Source organism: Frankia sp. AgB1.9, assembly GCF_016786355.1.
Taxonomy (GTDB): domain Bacteria; phylum Actinomycetota; class Actinomycetes; order Frankiales; family Frankiaceae; genus Pseudofrankia.
Genome location: NZ_JADWYX010000109.1, coordinates 22,190 through 32,071, shown reverse-complemented (window position 1 = coordinate 32,071; position 9,882 = coordinate 22,190). Strand labels below are relative to the sequence as shown.

At 71.1% G+C, this 9,882-nt stretch carries 4 protein-coding genes; 1 reads left to right on the top strand and 3 read right to left on the bottom strand.

The window, feature by feature from the left end:
• Positions 1–35 precede the first annotated feature (35 nt).
• The 3 genes from I6A60_RS31960 to I6A60_RS31950 form a co-directional block, all read right to left on the bottom strand.
• A complete protein-coding gene (locus tag I6A60_RS31960) occupies positions 36–1,106 on the bottom strand; it encodes a hypothetical protein (protein WP_203020202.1) in 1,071 nt (356 codons plus the stop codon).
• A gap of 743 nt (positions 1,107–1,849) precedes the next feature.
• Positions 1,850–2,359, bottom strand: coding sequence for an ATP-binding protein (locus I6A60_RS31955; protein WP_203020200.1), 510 nt, complete (start codon positions 2,357–2,359; stop codon positions 1,850–1,852).
• Between the two features lie 473 nt (positions 2,360–2,832).
• A complete protein-coding gene (locus I6A60_RS31950; protein WP_203020199.1) occupies positions 2,833–5,295 on the bottom strand; it encodes a SpoIIE family protein phosphatase in 2,463 nt (820 codons plus the stop codon).
• 114 nt (positions 5,296–5,409) lie between these two features.
• On the opposite strand from I6A60_RS31950, the gene I6A60_RS31945 reads away from it, so the two are divergent.
• Positions 5,410–9,690, top strand: a complete 4,281-nt coding sequence (locus I6A60_RS31945; RefSeq protein WP_203020197.1) for a HAMP domain-containing protein — start codon at positions 5,410–5,412, stop codon at positions 9,688–9,690.
• Positions 9,691–9,882 lie beyond the last annotated feature (192 nt).

Genomic DNA, 9,882 nt, shown 5'->3' with positions numbered 1-9,882 from the left:
GGCGGGCGCTCTGCGCCCGTTCCGGCCGCTTCACCTCAGGCGGACGTGCGCATCTGGCGACCCAGGCTGTCGAGGGCCGCGTGCCGCGCGGCCGCGATCTCCGGCATCCGGTCCTGGTAGGCCGGCGAACTCGCCAGCGGTGGGTAGAAGCCGAGCCGCGGCACGAAGTCGACCTGGTCGTAGCCGGGCGGTCGGCGCAGTGCGTACTGACGACCCGGGAAGAGCAGCCCGTAGTCGTCCGCGATCTCGCAGACCGTGGCCAGCGGATCGGTCCGCCGACGCTGGAAGAACGCCTCCAGCACGTCGACCGTGAAACTTATCTCATGAAACTGCTTGACCAGGTCGTGGTAATGCTGGCCGACCTGGTATTTGATCGGCAGCTCCACCTGGGCGTATTCCTCCGCTGCCAGCAGGTCCATGGCCAGCACCTTCACGGACGTCTCGACGCCGTAGCCCCGGGAGAACGCCAGTGCGGCGAAGACGTCAGCGTCGAGGGCGAACTCGCCGATCAACGGCTGGACCGTGCTGGTGATGGCCGGGACATAGCCGGACAGCTGCTTGGCGTAGAGCGAGCGCAGCATCTCGGTGGTGCGTCCGCCGGGCTGGCCGCTGCCGGTGAGCCGGGGCGACGCGCCGTTGACGAACATCAGACCCTCGTCCGTGGTCATCGCGGCGGCGAGCCGGCCGACGGTGATCGGGTCGTAGTTCTCCAGGTCCGAGTCATGGAAGATCAGCCGGCTGCCGAAGGCCAGGTAGGCCAGGCTGCGCATGGCGCCGGCCTTGCCGCCGAACGCCGCGGACTCCGGCCCAGCGTGCCGCGCGAGCACGGCTTCGCCGCGCACCGCCCAACTCGCGCCGGCTTCCTCGGCGATCTCCACCAGGCCATGCTCGTCACCGTCGGAGGTCGGGTCGACGACGACGCCGATCTCGTCCAGGACGTGCCGGTCCCGTATCCATCGATCTCGGATTCCCGCGATCATGTTGCCCAGGGTGTTCGCTGATTCCGGCCCTCGAGCCGGAATCAGCAGGCTCAGGGTGATGCCCTTGGCGAGCCTGTTCTCCTCGATCGCGTCGAGGTCGAGGGTGGTGGGATCGAGCGTTTGCACGGACGCCCCTCTCTGGTGACCTTGTGTGCCCGGGAACATCCCCCTCCGACCGGCTATTGGGTGAGTCGCCTCTGGTGTCGAAACCTTGCTGGCACGGGGGTCGGCCACCAGGTGCGAGTCGCGCCGAACTCCCACCACCCCGCGCCGCGGCACGTGTTACGACAACGTCCGCCTTCGCCCGGCCCAGCGCACTCGTGCGCGGGGCTGGTCGCACCCGCCGACCGAAACAGGCCCTCTCCTTCCGACGGTGCGCTCGTCGACCGTCGCGCGTCGTCGACAACATGCGGAACGTCAAAGTATCCGCTTCGACCCATTGGTCCCAGCCGGGCGCGACGCGGGCAACATCTCTCACAACACAAGCTCGGACCGGTTGACGGTCTTGGCACCGTGGTCACCGCATCGTCACGGCTGGACATCGACTGTCGCGCTTCGTCGCAATGGGACGGCCGTATCCGGAGTTCCGGTGCGCCGTACGGCGTACCCGCCTTACCTGGTTCGATGCGTCCCCGTTCGGTGTTCGTCCATCGATCTTCCGTTGATCATTTGATTGTGTCGAGACCCCAGGCAGTCTTGATGGTCTCCCCGCGACGCCGGGGCGCCGGGATCTGACGCCAAGCCGACATCGAGTCGCCACCTGGCGTCCTCCGGGCAACGCGAGACGTCCGCCGCGCCGAGGCACGGATGGGGCCGACGCGACCGGGTTCTGTGGTGTCCTGCGCGGCGCTGGCCGGGGGCCGGTGGGCTCAGGCGGCGGAGACGCCAGGCTTGCCGGGGTCGGGCTCGGTGGCCGGTGCGGGAGTGACCACGAGGTCGAACCACAGGTACTTGCCGTGGTCGACCGTGACCGCGCCCCAGCTGCCGGCGAGGGCGTCCAGTACGAGTAGACCGCGGCCGCCCTCGGAGTCGTCGTCGACCTCGCGCCGCTCGGGCAGCGAGGTTGAGGTGTCCGACACGGAGGCGTGCACCAGGCCGGGGCGTAGCTCCACCAACAGCCAGACCGGGGGCTGGCCGTACTTCACCGCGTTCGTCACCAGCTCGCTGACGAGCAGCTCGGCGACGGCGGTGGCGTCCTCGTCCAGCCCGGCGCTCCGCAGCGACTCGCGCAGCACGTGGCGCGCTCGCGGAACCGCGGACGGCAGGTACGGCAGCTCCGCCAGGATGTGGGTCGCCTTTGGCGTTGTCGAACCTGCCCGGCGCACCACGTCCACCGACACCAACTCCCCCTTGGACTCCGCGCGCGGTACCGGTGTCATAGCGCACGGGCCGGCGACAGCGCGCACGGAACCGGAGGAGATTCCTGCGGCACGCTCATCGACCACCACATCGCAGCGAGGACATCCGAACGTTGTACCCGGTCAGGACGGTCCGGAAGCATCCGGGAGGTTCCGAGTTTCGGATTCCGCTCCTGACCCGCTCCCAGCAGTCCGACCACCCGCCGGACGGCCCGGCACGGTCTGCCCGGGTCCGGCCAGCCAGAACGCGGGTAACAATGTCGGCTTCGTCCTGGTAACGCCTTGTCGGCCTTTCGGGAATGACGGTCGGTCATCACCGGTGGACCAATGACAGCCTCCTACCCCGCTACCCCCCGTCGCAACCACCGGCGCAACATCGCTACGGAGAGTCGCGATCGGCGGGCAACTTGCCCGGCAAAACGGGACGCAACGGACCTGATCGCGAATCCCGGTGGGGGACCACCTTTGGGTAGGTGGGTTACTCCTCGTAGCTGCTAGCCGGACGCCGGGGTGCGCAGGACCACGATCGCGACGTCGTCGCGCAGGTTGCCGCCGGCGAACCGGTCGGCCGCCGCCCTGACGCGGTCGGCGATGCCCTGCGCGGAGAGCCCCGCGCAGTCGACGACCGCCTCCAGCAGCCGCTGCTCGCCGAGCAGCTCCCGGCCGGCCCGAGCCTCGACCACACCGTCGGTGTAAAGCACCAGCGCGTCCCCCGAGCACAGCTCGACGTCCACCGACGGGAAGGTCACCTCGTCGTCGTCCAGGACGCCGAGCAACGTCCCCGGCACGCCGACGTACGAAGCGGTCCCGTCGGCGCGCAGCAGGACCGGCTGGGGATGACCGGCCAGGTGCAGCACGAGCTGGACCCCGTGCTGGGTGGGCTCGGCCAGGCTCGCGGTCGCCAGCGTGCAGAACCGTGGCTGGCCGTGCGGGTACGCCGTCGCGGTGTCGCGCAGCGTCCGGTTGAGATCGCCCAGGATCTGGCCGACAGGGGTGGCCTGCCCGGTCAGCAGCCGCAGCACCGCTCGGGCCACTCCGGTCACGGTGGCCGCCTCGGCGCCCTTCCCACAGACGTCGCCGATCGCGACCGTCCAGCCGTTCGGGCCCGGCATCAGGTCGAAGAAGTCGCCGCCGACGTCGAGGCCGGCCGACTGGGCCGCCCCGTAGGCCGCCCCGAGGTCGAGCCCCGGGATCTCGGGCAGCACCGGCGGGCGAAGGCCGGCCTGCAGGCCGTCGGCCAGCTCCACCTGACGGCTGTAGAGCCGGGCGTTGTCCACCGCGAACGCGGCCCGGCGGGCCAGGTCGGCGAGCAGGTCGGCGTCGTCGGCGGTGAAGGAGCCACCGGCGCCGCGGCCGACGGCGACCATGCCCAGCACCCGGCGGCGGGCGCGCAGCACCGCGACGAGGACCGGGCCGTCCGGGGTGCTCACCTGCCGCACCGGGGTGGTGCCGGCGCCGCGTACCGCAATCATCAGCGGGCCGGTCAGATCCGTCGCGGTGACCGACAAGGCCGGCTCCGCGGCCTCCTCGGCATGCGCGACGGCGGCCAGCGTCGGGTTGCCGTCGTCGCGGCGCAGGTACACGGCGCACCAGCGGCCCAGCCGGGGGACCGGCAGGTGGGCCAGCATCGACAGGGTGTGCTCCAGCTCGAGGCTGCCGGCGAGCAGATCGGACGCCTCGGCCAGGAACGACAGCATCCCGATCCGGCGCTCCTCGGCCTGGCGCATGTCGCCGCCGCCGAGCGCCAGCGCCATCCAGCGGGCCACCAGCTCGACCCGTTCGAGGTCGACCGCGCCCGGCTGGCCCAGGTAGCCCGGCTGTGTCGGGTCCGGCCAGAGCAGCACCTCCCCGAGGGTGTCCTGGGTCGGGTCGAGCGGGATGGCCACCGCAGCGCTCGCGTCGCCCAGGCCGCCGAGCGAGGCGACGACCTCGGGCCGCGGGTCGTCCTGCGACGGCCGGTGCACCAGCCCACCGGTGACCGGCTGGGTGTCGACGAGCTGGGCGAGCAGCTCGGCGACCTCGCCCTCGGCCGTCAGCGCCCGTGCGGTCGACCGGGAGACGATCCGTGGCACCCGAGGGACCGGCCCGGCGGGCGCCTTGTCGAGCAGCACCGGCACCCGCGTGCCGGGCGCGCCGTCCTCGGCGCCAGTCGGGTTGGCGCCGGTCGTGCCGGCGGCGGTCGTGGCGGGGCCGGTCGTGGCGGGGCCGGAGCCGTTCGCGCCGTGGCCGGGTGGGAAGGCCGCCAGGGGCGGGGGATCGGTGGGTACCGCGGTCGGCAGGGTCGGGCCCGCGATCGGGCTCGGCGCCGGCACGGCCTCGGCACGGGCGGCCTCGGCGCCGGTCCGCTCGCCCGCTCCGGCCTGCCTCGGCGCCGACACGGACACGGTCGCCGCCGACGTGGGCGTCGATGTGTCGAGAGTCACATTCGCGTCAGGCCCGCTTGGGCCGTCGTGCGGGACGTTCTCGCTGCCGGCGAGCGGCTCGCCCGGTGCCGGCTGGACGCCGGCGGGAAGGCGGAACCACACGCTCTTGCCGCCGGCCCCGTGCGCCGTTCCCCAGCTGCTGGCCAGCGCGTCGACCAGGGCGAGGCCGCGGCCGTCCTCGCGCAGCCCGCCGAGACCCGACTCGCTGAACGGGTCGTTCGCGCCGTCCGACCCGCCGTTGCCCGGCCCGTGGCGGGCCGCGCCGATCCGCACGGGGTGCAGGTCACGGACCTGGATGGTCAGCTCCCCGACGGGCTCGGCGGTGACGTCGACGGTGGCCGGCGTGCCCGCGTGGACGACCACGTTCGTGACCAGCTCGGTGACCAGGAGCAGGGCGGAGTCGAGCGTGTCCTCGTCCACGGTCCCGCGCAGCGCGGAGAGCAGAAAACGGCGAGCGGACCGGGGCGATTCCGCCGCGGGCGGCAGTGTGATGGTGTGGTGGGGTGGCCGTCCGTCCAGCCCTGCGCCGTCCATGTCGGTCAGTCTCTCCTGTGATGTCCCCGGTAAGGCGGATACTGGCGCCGGGTGTGACCTGCCGAGGGACGAATAGCCACCGCCGGTGTGCTGCCGTAGACCCCGAGGAGACAGATGAGCCTCGACCGTGACCACGAAACGCCGGATGCGCGCCAAGATGATGGTGCCTTGCCCGGTTCGTCGACCAGCCCGAAGGCCGGCTCGGCAGTGGCCGGACACCCGGGGACTACGGACGGCGTGCAGCCGGACACCGTGACGACCACCAACGGGCCGGCCGCGAACGGCGTCCCGGGCTCGACCGGGGAGTCGGCGGCGGCGGTCCCCGCGGCGGCCGGCAACGGAGTCGCGACGGACCTGCTCGACCCGCCCGGGGACGGTCTGGGGTCGGGCGGCGGCCCCGTCTCCGTCGACATGCTGCTGTCCGATCTGCTCGCCGGCCTCTCGGGCCTGTGCGACGGCGACTTCACCGTCCGGCTCGGCCACCGCGACGGGCTCGGCGGCGAGGTCGCCCGCCGGTTCGACGAGCTCGCGGCGACGCAGGAACGGCATTCCCGCGAGCTGGAACGGGTCAGCAACGTGATCCGCCGGGACGGCCGGCTGACGCAGCGGATGGACGACCTGGGCGGCCGGGACGGCTGGCGCAGCATCACCCGCTCGGTGAACTCGCTGATCGACGACCTGGCCCGCCCGACCCACGAGGTCGGCCGGGTCATCGCGGCCGTCGCCGAGGGCGACCTCTCCCAGCACATGCCGCTGGAGATCGCCGGCCAGCCGGTGCGCGGCGAGTTCCTGCGCATCGGCACGACCGTGAACACGATGGTCGACCAGCTCTCGTCGTTCGCCGACGAGGTCACCCGGGTGGCCCGCGAGGTGGGCACCGACGGCGCGCTGGGCGGTCAGGCGAACGTCAAGGGCGTCTCCGGCGTCTGGCGCGACCTGACCGAGTCGGTGAACTCGATGGCGGGCAACCTGACCACCCAGGTCCGCAACATCGCCCTGGTCACCACCGCGGTGGCCCAGGGCGACCTGTCGCAGAAGATCACCGTCGACGCGCAGGGCGAGATCGCCGAGCTGAAGTCGACCGTCAACACGATGGTCGACCAGCTCTCCGCGTTCGCCGACGAGGTGACCCGGGTGGCCAAGGAGGTCGGCACCGAGGGCCGGCTCGGCGGCCAGGCCCAGGTCAAGGGCGTCTCGGGTGTCTGGCGCGACCTGACCGACTCGGTCAACGTCATGGCCGGCAACCTGACCACCCAGGTGCGTGGCATCGCCGAGATGGCGGCCGCCGTCCAGCGTGGCGACCTGACCCGCCAGATCACCGTCGACGCCCGCGGCGAGGTCGCGGCGCTGGCCCACACGCTGAACACGATGGTCGACCAGCTGTCGTCGTTCGCGGACGAGGTCACCCGGGTGGCCTGGGAGGTCGGCACCGAGGGCAACCTGGGCGGCCAGGCGCATGTGCGCGGGGTCTCCGGGGTGTGGCGGGACCTGACCGAGTCGGTGAACTCGATGGCGGGGAACCTGACGGCCCAGGTCCGCAACATCGCGCTGGTCGCGAAGGCGGTGGCCGGCGGCGACCTCTCGCAGAAGATCACGGTCACGGCGCAGGGCGAGATCGCCGAGCTCAAGGAAACCCTGAACACGATGGTCGACCAGCTCTCGTCGCTCGCCGACGAGGTCACGAGGGTCGCCAAGGAGGTCGGTACCGAGGGCAACCTCGGCGAGCAGGCGCACGTGCGTGGGGTCGCCGGCACCTGGCGTGACCTGACCGAGTCGGTGAACTCGATGGCCGGGAACCTGACCGCTCAGGTCCGCAACATCGCGCTGGTGACGACCGCGGTCGCCAACGGCGACCTGTCGCAGAAGATCACCGTCAACGCCGAGGGCGAGATCGCCCGGCTCAAGGACACCGTCAACACGATGGTCGACCAGCTCTCGTCGTTCGCCGACGAGGTCACCCGGGTCGCCCGCGAGGTGGGCACCGAGGGCAAGCTGGGCGGCCAGGCGACGGTCACCGGGGTCGCCGGCACCTGGCGTGACCTGACCGACAACGTCAACCAGCTCGCGTCCACGCTGACCACCCAGCTGCGCGCGATCGGCGACGTGTCCACGGCCGTCACCCGCGGCGACCTGACCCGGTCGATCTCGGTCGAGGCCGAGGGCGAGGTCGCCGAGCTCAAGGACAACATCAACCAGATGATCACCCGCCTGCGCGAGACGACGGATCTCAACGCGCAGCAGGACTGGCTGAAGTCGAACCTGGCCCGGATCGGCAGCAAGATGCAGGGCCAGCGCGACCTGTATGCGGTCTGCCAGATGATCATCTCCGAGATGACCCCGGCGGTGAACGCCCAGCAGGGCACGGTCTACCTGCTCGACTTCATCGAGGGCGACAAGCTGCGTTACGTCGCCGGCTACGGATCGGTGCCCCGACGGCGCTCGGACGGCACGTTCCTGTTCGGCGAGGGCCTGATCGGCCAGGCGGCGGTGGAGAAGACCCGGATCCGGGTCGAGAAGGTGCCCCCGGGCTACCTGACGATCCGCAGCGGCCTGGGCAGCGCGCCGCCGAGCGATCTGGTCGTCGTGCCGGTGCTGTTCGAGAACCAGGTGCTCGGCGTGATCGAGCTGGCCAGCTTCACCCCGTTCTCCGACCTGCACCTGACGCTGGTCGACCAGCTCGTCGACACGATCGGCGTCGTGCTCAACACGATCATGGCGAACGCCCGGACGGAGGAGCTGCTCGCCCAGTCGCAGCGGCTCACCCAGGAGCTGCGCAGCCAGTCGGTCGAGCTGCAGCGCACCAACGCGGAGCTGGAGGAGAAGGCCCAGCTGCTGGAGGAGAAGAACACCGAGATCGAGCAGGCCCGCACCGGCCTGGAGGAGAAGGCCGAGCAGCTGGCCCTGTCCTCGCAGTACAAGACCGAGTTCCTGGCCAACATGAGCCACGAGCTGCGGACGCCGTTGAACAGCCTGCTGATCCTGGCGAAGCTGCTCTCCGACAACCAGGACGACAACCTCACGTTCCAGCAGATCGAGTTCGCCAGGACGATCCACTCGTCCGGCTCCGAGCTGCTGATGCTGATCAACGACATCCTCGACCTGTCGAAGGTCGAGGCCGGCAAGATGGACGTCGAGGCGACGGCCGTGGGCACCGCGGCCATGTGCGACGCCCTCGCCCAGGCGGTCCGGCCGGTGGCCGAGGTGAAGGGCCTCACGTTCGAGGTCCAGGTCGCGGGCGACGTCCCGGTCGAGTTCGTCACCGACGAGCAGCGCATCCAGCAGGTGCTGCGCAACCTGCTGTCGAACGCGGTGAAGTTCACCGACTCCGGCACCGTTCGCCTCGACGTCACGGTCGCCTCGTCGGACGGCCCGTTCATCGTGCCGAGCCTGCGCTCCGCGCCGACGGTGCTGTCGTTCGCCGTCTCCGACACCGGGATCGGGATCGCGACGGACAAGCTGCGCATGATCTTCGAGGCGTTCCAGCAGGCGGACGGGACGACGTCGCGGCGCTACGGCGGCACCGGCCTCGGCCTGTCGATCAGCAAGGAGATCGCCCGGCTGCTGGGCGGCTCGATCGCAGTCTCCAGCGTGCTGGGCCAGGGCAGCACGTTCACCCTGTACGTCCCGTCGGTGATGCCAGCCGACCAGCCGTTCTACGGGCCCATCCCCGGCGAGCCGGACGACGTGCTGATCATCATCGGCGGCGACGGAGCGCTGTCCACCGCGGGCGCGCCGTTCGGGTCGCCTATCCAGGCTCTCGGCAGTGGCGCCGGTGGCGATCCGTGGATCGCGGAGCCGGCGCAGGCCGCGCAGTTCACGGCGGCCCCGCCGGCGGTGGCGCCGCCCGGGACGCCGGAGCTTGGCGCGCCGTGGCACCCGACCGGCGACCTGGTCGGGGCAGGGGCCAGCCGGCCCAAGGTCGAGTCCTCGATCCCGGAGCCGGTCGGCACGCCGTTCCTGACCGAGACCTCGCGGCCGCGCCGGGAGCTCGGCCCCGACGAGGTCGACCCGCTGCAGGGCGCGACGGTGCTGGTCGTCGACGACGACGTCCGCAACGTGTTCGCGCTCACCAGCGCGTTGGAGATGTTCGGCATGCGGGTGCAGTACGCGGACAACGGGCACGACGCCATCAGGCTGGTGCAGCAGGCGTCAGTCGCGATCAGACTGGTGCTGATGGACGTGATGCTGCCCGGCATGGACGGTAACGAGACGACGTCGACCATCCGGGCGATGCCGGCGTTCGCCGAACTGCCGATCCTGGTGCTGACCGCGAAGGCGATGCCGGGCGATCGGGAGAAGAGCATCTCGGCTGGCGCGAGCGACTACATCACGAAGCCGGTGGACCTCGACCATCTTCTCTCGGTCATGCGTTCACACATGTCGGACCGTGCCTAGACGGGCGAATCCGTACAAAACGCCTAGGTTTGCTGTCGTTGGCCTACGTGGGCGCTGCCGGCTGGTGAGGTTTGTGAGGGGGCGGTGGTGACCGGTTGGCGGCGATCGGCGATGGTTGGTGTGTCGGCGGCCGGTGGCGGACGATCCTGGCGACCTCATGACACACGGCTGACACAACGGTGAACACGACCT